Below are 18,056 nucleotides of genomic sequence, written 5' to 3' on the forward strand. Positions count from 1 at the left end.
ACAATGGGCCGCCTCGAAACCGAACGGCTGTTGCTGCGGCCGCCGACGCTGCGGGATGTGCCGGCACTCTTCGAGTTCCTTGGCGATCCGCAGGCCATGCAGCACACCCATCTCGATACCTCCCTGCGCCAGTGCCGACGCCGCATCGCCGTTCACGAACGCCGCCGCCGCCGGGACGGCTATGCGCCCTGGACCGTGCGCACCAAGCAGGACCGCAGCATCATTGGCTGGGGCGGCATCTACGAGGATCCTTTTGATCCGGGTTGGGGCGTGGAGGTCGGCTATGCATTCCATCCCCGTGTCTGGGGCCGGGGTTATGCGACCGAGCTTGCGCAATTCTGTGTCGATCTTGCCGATCGCGCCCTGATGCTTCCGGAACTCAACGCCTTTGCCAAGGCCGACAACACGGCCTCGCGCAGGGTGCTGGAAAAAACCGGCTTCGAAGAGCTGGGTTTCGAACCGGCGCTAGGGCGCCTGCACTACCGGCGCGCCCGGGGGTGAGCGCGGTCGTAGACCTCCAGCAGTCCGGCGACGTCGACCTCGGTGTAGCGCTGGGTGGTGGACAGCGAGGCATGGCCCAGCAATTCCTGGATCGCCCGCAGATCGCCGCCGCCGGCCAGCAGGTGGGTGGCGAAGGAATGGCGCAGCGCGTGGGGCGTGGCGCTTTCCGGCAGGCCCAGCAGGCCACGCAGCGCGCGCATCTTTTCCTGCACCCGCCGGGCGCTCAGAGGGCCGCCGCGCTTGCCGAGGAAAAGCGGTGAGCGCGCATCGCCGCCGTAAGGGCAGGCTGCAAGATAGTCGGCGATGGCTTCGTTCACCACCGACAGCAGCGGGACCATGCGCTGCTTGTTGCCTTTGCCGGTCACCAGCAGGCTTTCCTGTCCCGCTTCCGGTGCCTCGCCCCGCGTCAGGCCAAGGGCTTCGCCGATCCGCAGGCCGCAGCCGTAGAGCAGCAGCAGCACGGCGCAGTCGCGCTTGCCGGTCCAGCCGTCGTCACTCAGTTCGGCGACCGTGTCGACGACCTCGCCTGCCTCGGATGCCGTCAGGGCCTTGGGCACCGCCTTGGGGACTTTCGGCGTGCGTAGTGTCGCCAGCGCCGCGTTCTCCGCCAGTTCGTGCTTGGTCAGCCAGCGGAAGAAGCCGCGCAGGCTGGAAAGCGCGCGGGCGGTGGAGCTGCGCTCCAGGCCCCGGTTGGCGCGAGCCGCCAGCCAGGCACGGAAGTCGGCCGCGGTCAGCCCCGAGAGGTCCTTCAGGCTGGCCGCCTTGCCCTGGTGTTCGGTCAGAAAGGTGAGGAACTGCTGCAGGTCGCGCTGATAGGCCAGCAGGGTATGCGGGGAGGCGCGCTTTTCATCGCGCAGCCAGGTCTGCCAATCCAGAAGCGCCGCCTGCAGGTCGGCAGCGGCGGGGATTAGGACTCCCGCGCCCGGCGCCGCAGGCACGCCGCTTCCGGCCCGGGTCAGTTTTTTGGCGGCAGGTGGAGCCATGCGCGGAAGGTTACCTCCAGCACCTGGGAGAGAAAGGTCAGCAGTTCGGTCCCCTGACCGTCGTGAAAAGCATCGGACTGGCGCGAACCGAGTGCCAGCAAGGCAGGCGGCGTGGTGTCGCTGATCTTCAGGCGGATCAGGGCATCGGAGCGCACCAGGCCGGCGGCGCCGTCGAAGATCGCCGGATCGCCGGTCACCGTTTCACGCAGCAGGATGCTGCCGTTCGGGCCAAGCAGTTTGTCGATGCTGCCGGCTTCCAGGCAGTAGACGCCAGCCGTGGGTTGCCAGGTGCCGCCGGGCTCGGCTTTTTCGACACCGATGGTGACGACATCCAGATCCAGGATTGCCGACATGTCGGTGGTGATCGTTTCGACAAACTGTTCGAAGCTGCGGGCGTTCAGGATCGCCAGGATGGCCTGGTGAACGCGGCTTTGGGTCGACAGGTTGCTGCGTCCGGCGGCGATCAGCTCATCACGCAGAGAGGTCAGGCTGCCGACCTCGTCGCGCAGGCGCTGGACCTGGAATTGCTGCAGGTCGACGATACCCTTGCCCTGGGCGCGGGCGGGCGGATGCTGAAGGTCCAGCAGCTCCGGATTGTCTGCCAGGAAATCCGGATGACGGCGCAGGTAGGCCGCGACCTGATCGTTGGATACCGGCAGCGCCAGGGCGCCGTTCTGTTCCGCCCCGGTCTTCTGCTTTTCGGATTTTTTGGCGCCGGCCTTGTCGGCGCCTTCGGTTCCCTGGGATTCGCTCTCAGGCACTGCGGCGCTCGGAACTGTCGTCGCTGCTCAGGATCGATTGTCCGGTCTTGGCCCAGTCGGCCAGGAAAGCCTCCAGACCCTTGTCGGTCAGGGGGTGCTTGTACATCGCCCGCAGCACCGCCGGCGGGATGGTCGCCACATGGGCGCCCATCTTGGCCGCTTCGATGATATGGCCGCTGTTGCGGACAGAGGCGACCAGCACCTCGGTGGTGAAGTCTTCGTAAGCTTCGTAGATCTCGACGATGTCGGCGATCAGTTCCAGGCCGTCGATCCCGGTGTCGTCGAGGCGCCCGACGAAGGGCGAGATGTAGGTCGCGCCGGCCTTGGCGGCCAGGATCGCCTGGGCGGCCGAGAAGCAAAGCGTCACGTTGACCTTGGTGCCCTCGTCGCTCAGCGTCTTACAGGCCTTCAGGCCGTCCACCGTCAGGGGGGCCTTCACGACGATGTTCGATGCCAGGGCCGCCAGCTTGCGTCCCTCGGTCACCATGCCCTCGAAGTCGACGGCGGTGACCTCGGCGCTGACCGGTCCCGGCACCACGTCACAGATCTCGCGCAATACCTCGAAGAAGTCCCGGCCGCTCTTGGCGATCAGGGAAGGGTTGGTGGTGATGCCGTCCACCAGTCCGGTTGCCGCCAGATCGCGAATCTCCGCCACGTCGGCGGTATCGATGAAGAACTTCATGCTTGCTGGTTCATCCTTCTCATAGCGGGCTTCTCATAGCCGGTTGCCGGCTTCGCCAAATTGCCGCATATCGACTTTGCCCATTGCCGCGCGCCGGCGTTGACCTGCCGGGCGATGGCCCTTCCCTCAGCCCTCGGCTAGAGTGTAGCCCATGCCCAAGCGCCTTGCCAGCACTGCCACCCTGCCTCTGGAGGAAGATACGCCTCTTGAGAAGGAAACCGCTGTCGACCCCGGCAATCCGCGGCGGGCTGCCGTCTTGCTGCCCTTGCCCTTGGCGGGCGCCTACGACTACCTGATTCCACCGGACATGGCCGTAGAGCCCGGCGCGGTGGTCGCGGTGCCGTTCGGCAAGCGCGAGCTTTCGGCGGTGGTCTGGGAGATTTTACCGGACGAAGGCCGGCCCGGTCCGGGCGGCGAATCGGCCCTGCCGCTGGAGCGGCTTCGCCCGGTGCTGGAGGTTTTACCGGTGCCGCCCTTGACCGAGGTCGCCCGCCGCTTCCTGCGTTGGGTTGCCGACTACACCTTGGCATCGCCGGGTGCGGTGCTGCGCATGGCCTTGTCTGCGCCTGCGGCTCTGCAGCCGCCGCGTCCGCTCACGCTCTACCGCCGCAGCGAGGCGCCGCCGCCGCAGGGCTTTCGCCTGACCCCGGCGCGCCGGCGCCTGCTGGAGGTTTTTGAAGAAGGGCCGGCGCGGGCCCTGGCCGAAGCCGCGGCCGCCGGCGGAGTCGGCACCTCTGTCGTGAAAGGACTGGTGAAGGCCGGCCTGGTCGAGGCGGTCAGCCTGCAGCGCGAGCCCGGTTTTCCGGTTCCGGACCTCGATCTTGCCGGGCCGGCGCTTTCCGACCGGCAGGCCAGCGCCTGCGAGACTCTGCATGGTTGCATAGCGGCGCAGGATTTCTCCGTTACCTTGTTGGATGGGGTCACCGGCTCCGGCAAGACCGAGGTTTATTTCGAAGCCCTGGCCGCCGCCCTGGCCGCTGGGCGCCAGGCCCTGGTGCTGTTGCCGGAGATCGCGCTGTCGGCGCAGTGGCTTGAGCGCTTTGAGGCGCGCTTCGGCGTCGCCCCTGCGCTGTGGCATTCGGACCTGACCTCGGCGCAGCGCCGGGCGATCTGGCGCGCCGTGGCTTTCGGTCGCGCCTCGGTGGTGGTCGGCGCGCGCTCGGCGCTTTTTCTGCCCTATTCCGACCTCGGCCTGATTGTGGTCGACGAAGAACACGAAGCCGCCTTCAAGCAGGAAGACGGTGTCGCCTATCACGCCCGCGATATGGCCGTGGTGCGGGCCCAGCTTGGCAAGATCCCGGTGATCCTGGCCTCGGCCACCCCGTCGATCGAAACCCTGAACAATGTGCAGAACGGCCGTTATGGCCGTCTGGAGCTGCCGGAGCGCCATGGCGGCGCGCTGCTGCCGCGGATCGACCTGGTGGATTTGCTGGAAGATAAGCCACCGCGTCTGGAGGGAATGGGGCCGGGTGGCGGCCAGGCCTGGCTTTCCACGGCGTTGCGCGCTGCCATGGCCGAGACCCTGGCAGCCAGCGAGCAGGTTCTGCTGTTCCTCAATCGCCGCGGCTACGCGCCGCTGACCCTTTGCCGCGCCTGCGGCCATCGGCTGCAGTGCCCCAACTGCACCGCCTGGCTGGTCGAACACCGCCTGGCCGGTCGTCTGCAGTGCCACCATTGCGGCTTTGCCAGCCGCCTGCCGAAGACCTGTCCGGACTGTGGCGCGGAGGGCAGCCTGGCGGCCTGCGGACCGGGCGTCGAGCGGCTGGCGGAGGAGGCCAGGGCCTTGTTCCCGCAAGCGCGTCTGGGATTGATGACCAGCGATACCCTGACCGGGCCCGATGCCGCTGCCGAGATGGTGCGCGCGGTGCAGGCGCAGGAAATCGATTTGCTGATCGGCACCCAGATCGTCGCCAAGGGACATCACTTTCCACACCTGACCCTGGTCGGCGTGGTCGATGCCGACCTCGGGCTCTATGGCGGCGACCTGCGGGCGGCGGAGCGGACCTATCAGCTGCTGCATCAGGTTGCCGGGCGCGCCGGTCGGGCGGAGCGGCCCGGCCGTGTGCTGCTGCAGACCAGTGAGCCGGAGCATCCGGTGATGCAGGCCCTGGCCGGCGGGCAGCGCGATCCCTTTTTGGCCGCAGAGGCGCAGGCGCGTGAAAACGCCGGCCTGCCGCCCTTCGGCCGTCTGGCGGCGCTGATCCTGTCCAGCCCGGACGCCCGGCAGGTCGATGCCCTGGCCTCGGCCCTGGCGCGCAGAGTGCCCAGGATCGAGGGTCTTAGCGTCCTGGGGCCGGCGCCGGCGCCCCTGGCCGTGCTGCGCGGGCGTCATCGCCGGCGTTTCCTGATCAAGGCACCGCGTGGCTTCCGGCTGCAGGCGGTGCTGTCAGGATGGCTTGGCGATGTGAAACTGCCGTCGAATCTTCGCCTTCAGGTGGACATCGACCCCTATAGCTTTCTTTAAAGCACGTTCCGACCAAATGGCTCCAATCGGTTGGAACGTGCTCTAGCCCGGCGGCTCCGGCTTGATAGCTTTCCGGCGTGGCTTTGATCGGTTAGGACGGCCCGCGCGGCCTTGCCTTGAAGCGCATCGTAAGCCGCATAAATGTGGTGTCCGGATTGCCCTTTCAAAGCAGGTCTAGGTTCCTTGCAACACCCTTTCAGCTATGATACCAAACCCGCGCTCGTCGGCGGGGAGACCGCTGTGTGCAAGGCTCAGGGGGATCGGCAGGCGTTAAGTAACCGATTTCCGGATAATGAGTTGGCCGGGCGGGCAGAGGTAACAAGGACTTTCGAGGAAATCGGGCTTGGCTGGTGATAACACGAGCTTGGGCGACCTGGCAGGGCGCTATGCCGCCGCGTTGCTCGATCTGGCCGACGAGCGCAAGGCGCTCGACGAGGTCGCCGGGGATCTGCAGCAATTGCGGTCCCTGATCGCCGAGAGCGCGGATCTGCGCCGGCTTCTGACCAGCCCGATCTATTCGCGGGCGCAGCAGAGTAAGGCTGTTGCCGCTATCCTGGACAAGGCCGGGCTCGGTGAGCTGACCCGCCGCTTCGTTCTGGTGGTGGCCAGCAACAGCCGTCTTTTTGCGCTGTCGGCGATGATCGAAGGCTATCTCACGGAGCTGGCGCGCCGGCGCGGCGAGATTACCGCAGAGGTCACGTCGGCCCGCAATCTTTCCGACGGCCAGCAGGCCGCACTCCTAAACGCACTGCGCTCAACGGTCGGCGACAAGGTCCAGCTTGACTTGACGGTCGATCCGGCGTTGATCGGCGGTCTGATCGTGAAGGTCGGCAGCCGAATGGTCGATTCCTCCCTGCGCAGCAAATTGCAACGACTTCAACTCGCCATGAAAGGGGTCGGATGATGGACATCCGCGCCGCGGAAATTTCCGCCATTCTGAAAGACCAGATTGAAAACTTCGGCAATGAGGCCGACGTCGCCGAGGTCGGGCAGGTTCTCTCCGTCGGTGACGGCGTGGCCCGTATCCACGGTCTGGACAATGTGCAGGCCGGCGAGATGGTCGAGTTCCCCGGCGGCATCAAGGGCATGGCCCTGAACCTGGAAGTCGACAACGTCGGCGTCGTGATCTTCGGCGAGGACCGCGGCATCAAGGAAGGCGACACGGTCAAGCGGACCGGCGAGATCGTCGACGTGCCGGTGGGCCGCGGCCTGCTGGGCCGCGTGGTCGATGCGCTGGGCAATCCGATCGATGGCAAGGGCCCGATCGAAAGCTCCGAGCGCCGCCGCGTGGATGTGAAGGCGCCGGGCATCATTCCCCGGAAGTCGGTGCATGAGCCGATGCAGACCGGCCTGAAGGCCATCGACGCGCTGATCCCCATCGGCCGCGGCCAGCGTGAGCTGATCATCGGCGACCGCCAGACCGGCAAGACCGCCATCGCGCTGGACACCATCATCAATCAGAAGCCGATTAACCAGGGCGACGACGACTCCAAGAAGCTCTACTGCATCTATGTCGCCATCGGCCAGAAGCGCTCTTCGGTCGCCAAGTTCGTGAAGATCCTGGAAGACCAGGGCGCGCTGGAATACTCCATCGTGGTTGCCGCGACGGCTTCCGAGCCGGCGCCGATGCAGTTCCTGGCGCCCTACACGGGCTGCACCATGGGCGAGTTCTTCCGCGACAACGGCGCCCATGCCGTGATCATCTACGACGATCTTTCCAAGCAGGCCGTCGCCTACCGCCAGATGTCGCTGCTGCTGCGCCGCCCGCCGGGCCGCGAAGCCTACCCGGGCGACGTGTTCTATCTTCACTCCCGCCTGTTGGAGCGGGCGGCGAAGATGGGCGACGAGGCCGGCAACGGCAGCCTGACCGCCCTGCCGGTCATCGAAACCCAGGCCGGCGACGTCTCGGCCTATATTCCGACCAACGTGATCTCGATCACCGACGGTCAGATCTTCCTGGAAACCAGCCTGTTCTATAAGGGCGTGCGTCCGGCGCTGAACGTCGGCCTCTCGGTCAGCCGTGTCGGTTCGGCCGCGCAGATCAAGGCGATGAAGCAGGTTGCCGGAACGATCAAACTGGAACTGGCCCAGTACCGCGAGATGGAGGCCTTCTCGCAATTCGCCTCCGATCTCGATGCGGCCACCCAGCGCCTTCTGGCACGCGGTTCGCGCCTGACCGAGCTGTTGAAGCAGGGGCAGTATTCGCCGCTTGCGGTCGAGGAGCAGGTCGCGGTGATCTTCGCCGGCGTGCGCGGCTACGTCGATAACGTGCCGGTCAACAAGGTCACGGCTTTCGAGGCGCAGCTGCTGGCAAAACTGCGGGCCGACGGCGCCGACATCCTGGCGGCGATCCGCAGCGAGCAGGCGATATCCGATGCGACGGAAGAGAAGCTGAAGGGCTTCCTCGATTCCTTCGCCAAGACCTTTGCGGCCTGATCGCAGACGGTTTTTGATCCACTAGAAAAGGCGGAGCGGGGCACGGCTTATGCCGAATCTCAAAGACCTTAAAGTGCGGATCGACAGCGTTAAGTCGACGCGCAAGATCACCTCCGCCATGAAAATGGTGGCGGCGGCCAAGCTGCGCCGGGCCCAGGAGCAGGCCGAGGCCTCGCGCCCCTATGCGGAGCGCATGGACCGGATGCTGGGCTCTCTGGCGGCGGCAGCTGCCGGCCAGGCGGGGGCGCCCAAGCTGCTCGCCGGTTCCGGCAGCGACCAGATCCATCTGATTCTGGTGGCGACCGCCGACCGCGGCCTTTGCGGCGGCTTCAACACCTCCATCGTGCGCGAAGCGCGGCGCATGGCCCACACCCTGATCGACCAGGGCAAGACGGTGAAGTTCTTCTGCATCGGGCGTAAGGGCCGGGACCAGTTGCGCCGCGATTTCGGCAGCATGATCATCGGCACCGTCGAAGACATCGCCAAGCCGAAGCTCTCCTTCGACAAGGCGGCAGCGATTGGCGAGCGTATCGTCACCATGTTCGAGGCCGGTGAGTTCGATGTCTGTACCCTGGTTTACGCCGAGTTCCGTTCGGCGATTTCGCAGATCGTCACGCCGCAGCAACTGATCCCCTTCGCTGCACCCGAAAGCGACGAGGGCGAGGATCAGGAAGAGGGGCTGAACGGCGCGGTTTATGAATACGAGCCGGGCGAAGAAGAGATTCTCACGGCGCTTTTGCCGACCAACATCTCCATACAGGTCTTCAAAGGCCTGCTGGAGAACGCGGCAAGCGAACACGGCGCGCGGATGACCGCGATGGACAATGCGACACGCAATGCCGGTGACATGATCAACAACCTGACGCTGGTCTACAACCGCACGCGTCAGGCGGCGATCACCGGCGAACTGATTGAGATTATTTCCGCTAAGGAAGCAATGTAACGGCGGACCGCAGGCCGCGCCCGCTGGGGCGCAGCGGGCACCAAGGAGCAAGAAGATGGCAGCAAATCTCGTTGGCAAAATTACCCAGGTGATGGGCCCGGTGGTGGACGTTCAGTTCGCCGGCGACCTGCCGCCGATCCTCAATGCGTTGGAAACCACCAACGACAACAAGCGCCTGATCCTTGAGGTCGCGCAGCACCTGGGCGACAACGTGGTGCGAACCATCGCCATGGACGCCTCCGAAGGTCTGGTTCGCGGTCAGGAAGTGACCGATACCGGCGAGCCGATCACGGTGCCGGTGGGTCCCGAGATGCTCGGCCGCATCATCAACGTGATCGGCGAGCCGATCGACGAACGCGGGCCGGTGAATGCTTCTGGCCGCGCGCCGATCCATCGCTCGGCACCGGAATTCGCGGAGCAGTCGACTGAATCCGAAATGCTGGTAACCGGCATCAAGGTCGTCGACCTGCTCGCGCCTTATTCGCGCGGCGGCAAGATCGGCCTGTTCGGCGGCGCCGGTGTCGGCAAGACGGTGCTGATTCAGGAGCTAATCAACAACGTTGCCAAGACCCACGGCGGCTATTCGGTTTTCGCCGGCGTCGGCGAGCGGACCCGCGAGGGCAACGACCTCTATCATGAAATGATGGAATCCGAGGTTATCAACCTGGAGGGTGAATCAAAGGTGGCGCTGGTCTTCGGCCAGATGAACGAGCCGCCGGGCGCCCGTGCCCGCGTCGCCCTGACCGGCCTGGCCCAGGCGGAGTACTTCCGCGACGAGGAAGGCCAGGACGTGCTGTTCTTCGTCGACAACATCTTCCGCTTCACCCAGGCGGGCTCCGAGGTGTCGGCGCTGCTCGGGCGCATTCCCTCGGCGGTGGGCTATCAGCCGACGCTGGCCACCGACATGGGCACGCTGCAGGAGCGCATTACCACCACCAAGAAGGGGTCGATCACCTCGGTGCAGGCCATCTATGTGCCTGCCGACGATCTGACCGACCCGGCGCCGGCGACTTCCTTCGCCCACTTGGACGCCACCACGGTGCTGTCGCGCCAGATCGCCGAGCTGGGTATCTACCCGGCGGTCGATCCGCTCGACTCTACCAGCCGTATTCTCGATCCCCAGGTCGTTGGTGAAGAGCACTACAACGTCGCCCGCGAAGTGCAGCGTATCCTGCAGAGCTACAAGGCGCTGCAGGACATCATTGCGATCCTGGGCATGGACGAGCTCTCGGAAGAGGACAAGCTGACCGTGGCCCGGGCGCGCAAGATCCAGCGCTTCATGTCGCAGCCTTTCGATGTTGCCCAGGTCTTCACCGGCAGCCCCGGCGTGCAGGTCTCCATCGAAGATACGGTGCGCGGTTTCAAGGGCATCTGCGACGGCGAGTACGATCACCTGCCCGAGGCTGCCTTCTACATGGTCGGTGCCATCGAGGAGGCGGTCGAGAAGGCGCGCAAGCTGGCTGTGGAAGCGGCCTAGGGCCTTTGCGGCGGTATAGATAGGAAACGGACGGCAAAATCATGGCCGAAGGCAAGATCGCGTTTGAACTGGTCTCTCCCGAGCGCCTGTTGCTGTCTCAGGAGGTCGAGATGGTGGTGGTGCCCGGCGAAGAGGGCGACTTCGGTGTCCTCGAGCGGCACACGCCGATGATCTCGACCCTGCGGCCCGGTGTGATCCAGGTGCACGAAGGCAGCAGTGTCACCGAGTCGATTTTCGTCGCCGGCGGCTTTGCCGAGGTGACGCCGGTCCGCTGTACGGTGCTGGCGGAAGAGGCCGTTGCAGTGAGTGAAATCGACCGGGGCGCCACGGAGCAGAGGCTGAGCGATGCCCGCGACGATCTGCTGGACGCCAAGGACGATGCGGAGAAGGTGGCGGTGGAGCGGCGGATCGCCGTTGCCGAGGCCATGTTGAAGGCGGCGGGCTAAGCCACTGTTTGGGCGTCGTCCGCACAAGAGAGTGCCAGGATTGAAGCGGTTGATTGTCCACGACCCTGTGGTAGATTGCGCCCGTCCTCAAAGCTTCATAAAGACGTTACACGGTCAATTGGCTTAGGAATTGGGTGCAGGCGTTTTCGATGGCGGTAAGTCACTGGAACCTCGACGACATTCCCTGGCAGGCGTTTGATCGCACAAAGGTTGATCCGGAACTGGTCAAGATCATCAAGGCGGCCAGCCTGGTGGAGTACAACGGCGGAATCTACGCCGACTACTTGTGCAATGTTTTCCCTGACGATGCCGCGTTTCAGTCGGCGGCCAAACTCTGGGCCCGCGAAGAGGTCCAGCATGGTGCGGCCTTGGCGAAATGGGCCAGCCTGGCGGATGAGAGCTTCGACTTCGACGCCAGCTTCCAGCGCTTTCGTGACGGCTATCAGATTACCGTCGATGCGCCGCAGTCCGTGCGCGGCTCGCGCTCCGGCGAACTGGTGGCGCGCTGCATCGTAGAGGTCGGCACCTCCTCTTACTATGCCTCCATTGCAAGCATCGCCGAAGAGCCGGTCCTGAAAGCCATCTGCCGCAACATCGCGGCGGACGAGCTGCGGCACTACAAGCTCTTCTACACGCACCTGAAGCGCTATCTCGAGCACGAGCAGATCGGCAGGTGGCGCCGCCTGGCCGTTGCTGTCAGCCGTGTCGGCGAAAGCGAGGACGACGAACTTGCCTATGCGTTCTATGCCGCCAACGAGCACCAACGTCCCTACTGCCGTAAACTGCATGGCCGGGCCTACATGAAGCGGGCCTATGCCTGCTACCAGCTGGGCCACGTGCGGCGTGCCGTCTCGATGACGTTCAAGGCCGCCGGGCTGAACCCGCAGAACCCGGTTACCGGGCCGCTGTCGCGCCTGCTGTTCGGCTTCATGCAGCTGCGCAGCCGCTGGACTGCTGCCGGGGCCTGATTTTCTGCATCGGCGTCTTACGCCACCAGATGCCGGAATTCCTGCACGATCGCGGTATAGAGGTCGCGTTTGAAGGTGATGGTCAGCGCTGGCAGGTTCTCCAGGTTTTCCCAGCGCCAGTCGCTGAACTCCGGATGCTCGGTATCGAGGTCGATATCGCTGTCCTTGCCAAGGAAGCGCATGGCGAACCAGCGCTGCTCCTGGCCGCGATAGCGGCCATGGCGGACTTTTTCGACCAGTTCCGGCGGAAAGTCGTAGCGCAGCCAGCTTTGGCTTTCCCCGATCACTGCCACCTTGTCGGTGCCGATCTCCTCGTGCAGTTCGCGCAGCGCTGCGCGCTCCGGGTCCTCGCCCTTGTCGATGCCGCCCTGCGGCATCTGCCAGGCATGGGGATTGTCTTTGCTCGCGTCGATACGCTTGGCGACGAAAACACGGTTTTCGGCGTTCAGCAGAACAATGCCGACACAGGGCCGGTAGGGCAGCCTGGCGATCTCTTCGGCGCTCAGCATCAGCGTTGCGCCTGCGTATCGATCAGGGCGGAGATAGGGGCGATGACGAAGCCTCTGGCGGTCAGCTCGGTCGACCAGCCGGCCAGGCGGTCGAGGGTCACCGGATAGGGCTGTGCCATAGCCACGGCAAAACCCTCGGAAAGGGCGATCCGTTCGATCTGCGCCAGCCTGGCATCGATGGCGACGCGGCTTGCCTGACGCTCGTCGACGGAGCGGTTGTTGAAAGCGGTGTGCAGGCCGATTTCGGCAGCGACCGCCGGGGCCACCGATTTCTCTGTGGTGCGATTATCGAGGAAGATCAGGCCGCGGGATTTCAGCTCTGCCAGGATTGGCGCCATCTGCGAGCGCGAGGCGGTGAAGCGCGACCCCATGCTGCCGGCGACGCCGACATAGGCGCTGCCGCGGCTGAGCACCCAGTCGAGTCGGTCAAGGTTGTCTTCAGAGCTCAGGTTGGTGAGCAGCGCCTGGGGCCCCGGGTCCTCGCTGGGGAAGGTCGTGGGCTCCATCGGCAGGTCCAGCATGACCTCGTGGCCGCGGGCGCGCGCAAGGGCGATCCAACGCTCCAATCCACGGGCATAGGGGCTGAAAGACAGGGTTATGGCCGGGGGCAGGTTGTCGATTGCCGCCTGGGTCGCCGAGTCGGAGAGGCCGAGACCGCTCAGCACCACAGCGATTCGCGGGCGTGTATCGGCGGTATTGAAGGGTTGGCGATAGCGCTCCCAGTAAGGCAATTCCTCGGGCGCGGGGGGAATGACGGGAACGTTGACGGCCTGCTGGTCCGCCGGTTGCGCGCCGGCCTCTCCTTCAGCCTCCCCTTCGGCCTTTGCGGCCTGCTCCGCTGCCACCGCCTTGGCGGCCTCTTCTACGGCGGCGGCCGGCGGTTCCGGTTTCGCCTTTGGGATGGCAACGGTCTTGCCGCCGTCATGTTGGCCCTCTTGGGTGGGGGCCGTCTCGGTGGTTTCAGGGGGCGTTTCAACGGCTGCCGGTGCTTCGGCCGGTGTTTCCGTCGGGGGCTTCAACGCCTTTTCAGCTTCCTCGGTTGGTGTTTCCTCGACCGGGGCTTCGGCGATGGGGGTCTCGGGTGCCGCGGCCGGCGGTGTTTCCGCGTCGGGAGCCGGGCCGGCAGCTTCTGAGGCGGGTGCCTCCGAATCCGTCTGCCCCGGCTCTGCCGTTGGCGCCTGTGGCGCGGCCTCACTCTCGCCCGGGGTCGCCTCAATCGGAGCGGCATCATCCAAGGCAAGGGTGGTTGGCGGGGTTTCGGCCAGGGGTTCCGGCGCCGGCATGGCGACACTCACCGGCTCGGCCACCGGCGGTGCGGGGTTGAGCAGGCCATAGCCCAGCCCGCCGCCCAGCGCCCCCAGGACGATCAGCCAGGCGGCAATCAGCAGCAAAGAACCAGGTGAAAGCTTGCGCAAGACCGACTGCCCTTAAACCACAGGCCGCGCGCACCCGGGGTGCGCGCGGCGCTGTTGCCAGCGAGTTGTCCAGAGACGACTCGTCATGTTCCTATACCGGGCTCCACTAACGGCCCGCTTTCCGGCGCCCCCCCGGCGCCGAAGCAGCGTTCGTTCCCTTTCGCTAGTTTACGACACGCCGGTTGTAAAGGGCCAGACCGCGCAGCAGGTCAATCGCACGGGCCAGCTGATAGTCCTGCGCCGCGGCTTCCGACAGCGCGTGGGGTTCTGTCTCGCCCTCCACCGGGGGCGTTCCCTCGTCGAGGCCGTTTTCCCCGTTGGGGTTGTCCAGGGCGCCGCGCAGATCGGCTTCGCGCCGGCCCGGCCCGTTGGTATCCGGCGTTTCGATGGTCGCGGCTTCGACCAGGATGTCCGGATCGATGCCCAGGGCCTGGATGGAGCGGCCCGAAGGCGTGAAGTAGCGGGCGGTGGTCAGCCGCATGGCGCCGTTCAATCCCAGCGGAATGATGGTCTGGACCGAGCCTTTGCCGAAGGAGCGGGTGCCCATGATGATGGCCCGGCGGTGATCCTGCAGGGCGCCGGCGACAATCTCGGAAGCAGAGGCGGAGCCGCCGTTGATCAGGACGACAATCGGCAGCCCCTCGGCCAGGTCCCCGCCCTTGGCATTGAAGCGCTGGGAATCGTCGACGACGCGGCCCCGGGTGGAGACGATCTCGCCCTGTCCGATGAAGGCATCGGAAACGTCGATGGCCTGATCCAGCAGGCCGCCCGGATTGTTGCGCAGGTCGATCACGTAGCCTTTCAGCTCGCTGCCAAGCTCCGCCTTGATCTCCTCGATCGCCTTTTTCAGGCCGGGCGTGGTCTGCTGATTGAAGGTGGTGATACGAACGTAACCGACGTTGTCCTCGACGCGGCTTCTGACCGAACGGATCTTGATCACGTCGCGGGTGAGGGTCAGGTCAAAGGGCTCCTGGCCTTCACGGCGGATGGTCAGATTCAGGTCGGTGTTCACCGGACCGCGCATCTTTTCGACGGCTTCGTTCAGGGTCAGGCCGAGAATCGCTTCGCCGTCCAGATGGGTGATGAAGTCGCCGGGTTCGACACCGGCCCGCGCGGCCGGGGTGTCGTCGATCGGCGAGACGACTTTCACGAAGCCGTTCTCCATGGTGACCTCGATGCCGAGCCCGCCGAATTCACCCTTGGTCTGAACGCGCATGTCCCCGAAGGAATCGGCGTTCAGGTAACTGGAGTGCGGGTCGAGCGTCGAGAGCATGCCCTGAATGGCGAATTCGATGAGCTGCTCGTCGGTCACCTCCTCGACGTAGTCGGCGCGTACACGCTCGAAGACGTCGCTGAACAGCTTCAGCTGGCGATAGGTTTCCGAGCGATCTTCTTGAGCAACAGAGACCTGTGGAAGGACAATAAAGAGGGCGGCCACCAGGGCCGTGATCTGGAGTTTGCGCATTAACCTCGCACCTTGTCATCGTTGGTCGCCAGCCAGGGCAGTGGATTGACAGCCTGTCCTGTACGGCGAAGTTCCAAGTAAAGCTCCGGATTGCGGCCGGCTAGGTCGCTCATCTGCGCGACCGGTTCGCCAGCCAGAACCCACTGTCCGACCACGGCATCGATCCGGTCGAGACCGGCAAGTATGGTATGATATCGCTCGCCGTGGTCGATGATCAAGATTTGCCCGTAGCCGCGAAATTGCCCGGCATAGGCGATCCTGCCGTCAAAGGGGGCGATAATCTGCGCGCCGGGGCGGCCGCGGATGATGATTCCCTTGCTGGTTTCCCCGGCGGAGGGGTCTTCCTGGCCATAGAGGCGGACGATTTCACCGCGCATCGGCATGCTCAGGCTCGCAGCGGCCTCAGGGAAGGGGCGCAGGCTGCGTGGTGGGGCAAGACGCGCGGTTTGCTGGGCTTTTTCGGCCGCTTTCGCCTCTTCCGCCGCCTGTTTTGCCGCCGCCGCCAGGCGTTCACTCTCCTCGGCGGCCTGGCGTTGCTGTGCCGCGGCGCGGGCCTCGGCCAAACGTTCCTGTTCGGCCAGTCGCTTTTCCTCCGCCAGGCGCTGTTGTTCGGCCAGACGCCGCTGCTCGGCCGCTTCGACCTCCAGGCGCTCCATCAATTCTCTGAGATCACCGGCCTCGCGCGCCATGCGGGCGATGCGTTCCTCGGTCGCCAGGCGCTCGCTTTCGGTGCGGGCCTGCAGATTCGCCTTGCGCGCGACCAGGGCTGACAGACGATCGCGCTCCGAACCGAGGGCGCCGCGGGCAGCGCTGAGATCGTCGCGTTTGATGGCGATCCGGGCGCGCAGGATCGCCAGGTCGCCCAATTCCTCGCGCAGCACCTTGGCGCGTGCCTCAAGCTCCGGTACGGCAACGCGCAGCAGCATGGCCGCCCGGGCACTGTCGATGGGCTGCTCGGCTCTGGTGAGCGCGGCTTCGGGCGGTTGCAGAGCCAGTCGCTGCAGGGCCCCCAGGGTCAGGGCCAGCTGATTGCGCCGCTTTGCGAGGCGGTCGGTTTTCTCGGTCTCTTCGCGGTCCAGCGCGGCGAGGTTCTGCTCCGCCGCGCCGATCTCGCTCTCCAGGCTTTGGGCCCGGGCGGCGGTGGCGATGGCTTTTTCGCGCAAACCCTCGACCTCGGCGGTCAACTCCCGGGCGGCGTTCGTCAGGGCCTCGGCCTTGGCGCGGTCTTCCTGAAGGGTTCTCTCCAAGGCCTGGAGATCGCTCTCTGTTTGCTGCGCCGGCGCCGGCGCCGGCCAAAGCAGCGCGGCGGCGAGCCCGATCAGGCTGAGACCGGCAAGCAGCGGCCGGTTACGGCAAAGTCCAACGGCAGGAGGGGGTGGGGGCCGCAAAGCTATTCCGCTGCCGCTTCGCCGAGCGCGGACTTGGTTTTCAGAAGACTGTTTCCCGTCATCGCCGCCGGGCGCGGCAGGTTCATCAGGTCCAGTATCGTCGGTGCGATGTCTGCCAGGCGCCCTTCGCTCAGGCCCGTCACCTGCTGGGGGCCGTTTATCAGCAACAGCGGTACCTTGTTCATGGTGTGGGCGGTGTGCGCCTGACCCGTGCTCTCGTCAGTCATCTGTTCGGCATTGCCATGGTCGGCGGTCAACAGAATGCAGCCGCCGGCTTTCTCCACCGCCTCTGCCAGGCGGCCGACACAGGTATCGACGCAGGCCACCGCCTTCATGGCGGCGACGAGATCACCGGTGTGACCGACCATGTCGCCGTTGGCGTAGTTCACCACCACAAGATCGAAGCGGCCGGATCCGATAGCCTCGACCAGCTTGTCGGTGACCTCCGGGGCGGACATCTCCGGCTGCAGATCGTAGGTGGCGACATCGGGCGAAGGCACGAGGATGCGCTCCTCACCATCGAAGACATCCTCGCGGCCGCCGTTGAAGAAGAAGGTCACGTGGGCGTACTTCTCGGTCTCGGCGATGCGAAGCTGCCGCTTGCCGTGTTCTGACACGATTTCACCCAGGGTCTCGGCCAGATCTTCCGGCGGGAACAGGGTGGCGAGGAAGGCATTCAACTGGGTGGAATATTCCACCATGCCCAGGGCACAGGCGAAGGAAGCCTGCCTGCCCCGCTGGAAGCCGTCGAAGGCCGGGTCGAGCAGGGCGGTCAGAATTTCGCGGGCGCGGTCGGCGCGGAAGTTGGCCATGAAGAGGCCGTCACCGTCGGCCATACCCTTGTAGTCGGCGATTACGGTCGGCAGCACGAACTCGTCACTGGTCTCCGCCGCATAGCTCTGCTCGATCGCCTTCAGGGCATCGCCGGCATGCTCCCCCTCGCCCTGCACCAGCGTGCAGTAGGCCTTTTCGACCCTTGCCCAGCGCTTGTCGCGGTCCATGGCGTAGTAACGCCCGGAGACCGTGGCGATCCTGGCGTTGGGGGCTTTGGCCTGAAAGGCCTTCAGGAAGTCCAGGGCGCTGCGCGGCGGTGTGTCGCGGCCGTCGAGGAAGGCATGCACCGCCACCGGGATGCCGGCGCCGGCCAGCACCTCGGACAGTGCGGCGATCTGGTTCTGGTGGGAGTGGACGCCACCAGGCGACATCAGTCCCATGACGTGAGCCGTGCCGCCGGACTGCTTCAGGGCGGCGATGGCGTCCTGCAGGGGCTGCATGCGGGCGAAGGAACCATCGGCGACGGCGGCGTCGATGCGCGGCAGGTCCTGCATCACCACGCGCCCGGCGCCGAGGTTCATGTGGCCGACCTCCGAGTTACCCATCTGGCCCCTCGGCAGGCCGACCTCACCTTCGGAGGCGTCGACCAGGGCGTGGGGCAGTTCCTCCAGCATGCGGTCCAGGTTCGGCGTCGGCCCCTCGCAGATCGCGTTGTTCTCGCAGCTTGTGCGGTGCCCCCAGCCGTCCAGGATACAGAGGATAACGGGCTTGGGAACGGGCGGCTGGGCGGCGGTTTCGGTCATGCTGGCTACCTTGGTCGTCAGGGTCTTGTTGCTGGTTATAT

At 65.6% G+C, this 18,056-nt stretch carries 16 protein-coding genes; 8 read left to right on the plus strand and 8 right to left on the minus strand.

Annotated features, from left to right (window positions below):
• The first annotated feature begins 3 nt into the window (after positions 1-3).
• Positions 4-501: a GNAT family N-acetyltransferase gene (locus tag HBA54_RS06695; protein WP_167222697.1), complete on the plus strand. Its 498-nt coding sequence runs from the start codon at positions 4-6 to the stop codon at positions 499-501.
• Here the strand turns inward: HBA54_RS06695 and HBA54_RS06700 are convergent.
• The 3 genes from HBA54_RS06700 to fsa are packed head-to-tail and all read right to left on the minus strand — an operon-like array spanning position 480 to position 2,927.
• Positions 480-1,484 (minus strand): tyrosine recombinase XerC, encoded by a 1,005-nt coding sequence (locus tag HBA54_RS06700; RefSeq protein WP_167222699.1) that lies wholly within the window; start codon positions 1,482-1,484, stop codon positions 480-482. The genes HBA54_RS06695 and HBA54_RS06700 overlap by 22 nt on opposite strands.
• Positions 1,457-2,245 carry a DUF484 family protein gene (locus HBA54_RS06705; RefSeq protein ID WP_322095988.1) on the minus strand — a complete coding sequence of 263 codons (789 nt, stop codon included), beginning with the start codon at positions 2,243-2,245 and terminating at the stop codon, positions 1,457-1,459. The genes HBA54_RS06700 and HBA54_RS06705 overlap by 28 nt, the downstream gene beginning before the upstream one ends.
• A complete protein-coding gene (gene fsa / locus HBA54_RS06710; protein ID WP_167222701.1) occupies positions 2,238-2,927 on the minus strand; it encodes a fructose-6-phosphate aldolase in 690 nt (229 codons plus the stop codon). Before fsa ends, HBA54_RS06705 begins: the two co-directional genes overlap by 8 nt.
• A 151-nt stretch (positions 2,928-3,078) precedes the next feature.
• Here fsa and HBA54_RS06715 point away from each other — a divergent pair, with 151 nt between their 5' ends.
• The 7 genes from HBA54_RS06715 (at position 3,079) to HBA54_RS06745 (ending at position 11,661) form a co-directional block, all read left to right on the plus strand.
• Complete coding sequence (locus tag HBA54_RS06715) at positions 3,079-5,391, plus strand: primosomal protein N' (RefSeq protein ID WP_167222703.1); 2,313 nt, start codon at positions 3,079-3,081, stop codon at positions 5,389-5,391.
• Between the two features lie 343 nt (positions 5,392-5,734).
• Positions 5,735-6,295, plus strand: a complete 561-nt coding sequence (locus tag HBA54_RS06720; protein WP_167222705.1) for a F0F1 ATP synthase subunit delta — start codon at positions 5,735-5,737, stop codon at positions 6,293-6,295.
• Positions 6,295-7,827, plus strand: coding sequence for a F0F1 ATP synthase subunit alpha (gene atpA / locus HBA54_RS06725; protein WP_167223067.1), 1,533 nt, complete (start codon positions 6,295-6,297; stop codon positions 7,825-7,827). Before HBA54_RS06720 ends, atpA begins: the two co-directional genes overlap by 1 nt.
• Positions 7,828-7,876: 49 nt before the next feature.
• The gene (locus HBA54_RS06730) at positions 7,877-8,770 is read left to right on the plus strand and encodes a F0F1 ATP synthase subunit gamma (protein WP_167222707.1); all 894 of its coding nucleotides are present in this window, start codon (positions 7,877-7,879) and stop codon (positions 8,768-8,770) included.
• A 55-nt stretch (positions 8,771-8,825) separates the two neighbouring features.
• On the plus strand, positions 8,826-10,247 hold the full coding sequence (gene atpD, locus HBA54_RS06735) for a F0F1 ATP synthase subunit beta (RefSeq protein ID WP_167222709.1): 1,422 nt from the start codon (positions 8,826-8,828) through the stop codon (positions 10,245-10,247).
• 41 nt (positions 10,248-10,288) lie between these two features.
• Positions 10,289-10,693: a F0F1 ATP synthase subunit epsilon gene (locus HBA54_RS06740; RefSeq protein ID WP_167222711.1), complete on the plus strand. Its 405-nt coding sequence runs from the start codon at positions 10,289-10,291 to the stop codon at positions 10,691-10,693.
• A 149-nt stretch (positions 10,694-10,842) separates the two neighbouring features.
• A complete protein-coding gene (locus HBA54_RS06745) occupies positions 10,843-11,661 on the plus strand; it encodes an acyl-ACP desaturase (protein ID WP_167222713.1) in 819 nt (272 codons plus the stop codon).
• A gap of 17 nt (positions 11,662-11,678) precedes the next feature.
• Here the strand turns inward: HBA54_RS06745 and HBA54_RS06750 are convergent, their stop codons facing one another.
• From HBA54_RS06750 to gpmI, 5 genes are all read right to left on the minus strand, one after another.
• Entirely contained in the window at positions 11,679-12,170 is a 492-nt protein-coding gene (locus tag HBA54_RS06750; RefSeq protein WP_205944460.1) for an RNA pyrophosphohydrolase, read from the minus strand.
• On the minus strand, positions 12,170-13,585 hold the full coding sequence (locus HBA54_RS06755; protein ID WP_167222715.1) for a divergent polysaccharide deacetylase family protein: 1,416 nt from the start codon (positions 13,583-13,585) through the stop codon (positions 12,170-12,172). The genes HBA54_RS06750 and HBA54_RS06755 overlap by 1 nt, the downstream gene beginning before the upstream one ends.
• A 163-nt stretch (positions 13,586-13,748) precedes the next feature.
• Positions 13,749-15,050 carry a S41 family peptidase gene (locus HBA54_RS06760; protein WP_167222717.1) on the minus strand — a complete coding sequence of 434 codons (1,302 nt, stop codon included), beginning with the start codon at positions 15,048-15,050 and terminating at the stop codon, positions 13,749-13,751.
• Entirely contained in the window at positions 15,050-16,438 is a 1,389-nt protein-coding gene (locus tag HBA54_RS06765; RefSeq protein ID WP_167222719.1) for a murein hydrolase activator EnvC family protein, read from the minus strand. The genes HBA54_RS06760 and HBA54_RS06765 overlap by 1 nt, the downstream gene beginning before the upstream one ends.
• A gap of 2 nt (positions 16,439-16,440) precedes the next feature.
• Positions 16,441-18,015, minus strand: coding sequence for a 2,3-bisphosphoglycerate-independent phosphoglycerate mutase (gene gpmI / locus HBA54_RS06770; RefSeq protein WP_167222721.1), 1,575 nt, complete (start codon positions 18,013-18,015; stop codon positions 16,441-16,443).
• Positions 18,016-18,056 lie beyond the last annotated feature (41 nt).

It is taken from the genome of Pelagibius litoralis (assembly GCF_011683915.1).
GTDB lineage: Bacteria > Pseudomonadota > Alphaproteobacteria > Kiloniellales > Kiloniellaceae > Pelagibius > Pelagibius litoralis.